The sequence below is a fragment of the Streptomyces sp. 13-12-16 genome, assembly GCF_002114215.1.
In the GTDB taxonomy this organism is placed as follows: domain Bacteria; phylum Actinomycetota; class Actinomycetes; order Streptomycetales; family Streptomycetaceae; genus Streptomyces.
In genome coordinates this window covers 1-1,237 of sequence record NZ_NCTE01001022.1, presented here as the reverse complement: position 1 = coordinate 1,237, position 1,237 = coordinate 1, and the positions used below count along the sequence as shown (strand labels likewise).

At 75.1% G+C, this 1,237-nt stretch carries 1 protein-coding gene; it reads left to right on the top strand.

The genetic code is table 11. The annotated features are described in order from the left end of the window. Window positions 1-1,237, top strand: a 1,237-nt coding sequence (locus tag B7767_RS34485; RefSeq protein WP_373408264.1) for a lipid II flippase MurJ, incomplete at both ends; no start/stop codon positions are given.

The window sequence follows — 1,237 nt, the reverse complement described above, 5'->3', positions numbered from 1 at the left end:
GACGACCGGCGATCCCGCACCCGGCGCGGACGGTGACGGTGCGGGTGCGCCGTCCGAGGCGGGTGGCGGAGGTGAGTCGGGTGGGGTGTCGCGGAGGTTCCTCGCACGGGCCGCGCTGGGGACGGCGGTGCTGTCCATCGCCGGGTCGCTGCTCGGGCTGGTGCGGGACCAGTCGCTGGCGCGGTTGTTCGGGGCCGGGAGCGACACGGACGCCTTCCTGGTCGCGTGGACCGTGCCGGAGATCGCCGCGACGCTGCTGATCGAGGACGGTCTGGCGATCGCGCTGATCCCGGCGTTCAGCATGGCGCTGGCGCGCCGGGCCCGGGGCGTGCCCGGCGACCCGGTGCGCGAACTGGTCAGGGCCACCCTGCCCCGGCTGTGCCTGGCCTTCGCCGCGGTGGCCGCGCTGGTCGCCGCCGGGGCCCCGTACCTGGTCCGCGCCCTGGCGCCCGGTCTGCCCGACCCCCGCCTCGCCGTCGACTGCACCCGGCTCACCGCGCTCAGCCTGCTGGCCTTCGGGCTCGCCGGGTACTGCAGCGCCGCCCTGCGGGCGCACCGCCGTTTCTTCGCGCCGGCGGCGATCTACGTCGCCTACAACACCGGCATCGTGGCGACGATGTTCCTGCTGGGCGGGGAGTGGGGGGTGCGCGCGGCGGCCGCCGGGGTCGTGGTGGGCGGCTGTCTGATGGTGGCGGTGCAACTGCCGTCGCTGTGGCGGCAGCTGGCGTCGCGTACGCCCGCGCCCGCCGCCACGGGGACCGCGGCCGAGGAGCGGCCGGTGGGCCTCGCCCTGATCGCCGCCGTGCTGCTGTTCGCGCTGTGCCGCCAGTCGCAGGTCCTCGTCGAACGGTTCCTGGCGTCGTCCCTGCCCGCCGGGTCCATCTCGCACCTCAACTACGCGCAGAAGGTCGCCCAGATCCCGATGACGCTGTCGCTGATGGTGTGCACCGTCACCTTCCCCGTGGTGGCGCGGGCGCTCGCCGACGGTGACGCCCGCCGGGCCCGCGCCCGGGTGGAACGGGACCTGGTGCTGGCGTCCTGTGTGGTGCTGGCGGGCATGTGCGCGGTGATCGCCTGTGCCCCGCAGATGATCGAACTGCTCTTCCAGCGGGGTGCGTTCACCGCGGCCGACACCGCCGCGACGGCGAACGTCATGCGCGTGTACGCCCTCGGTCTGCTCGGTCAGACCCTCGTGGGCGCCCTCGTCCGCTGCTACTTCTCCGCGGGCCGCCCCAGC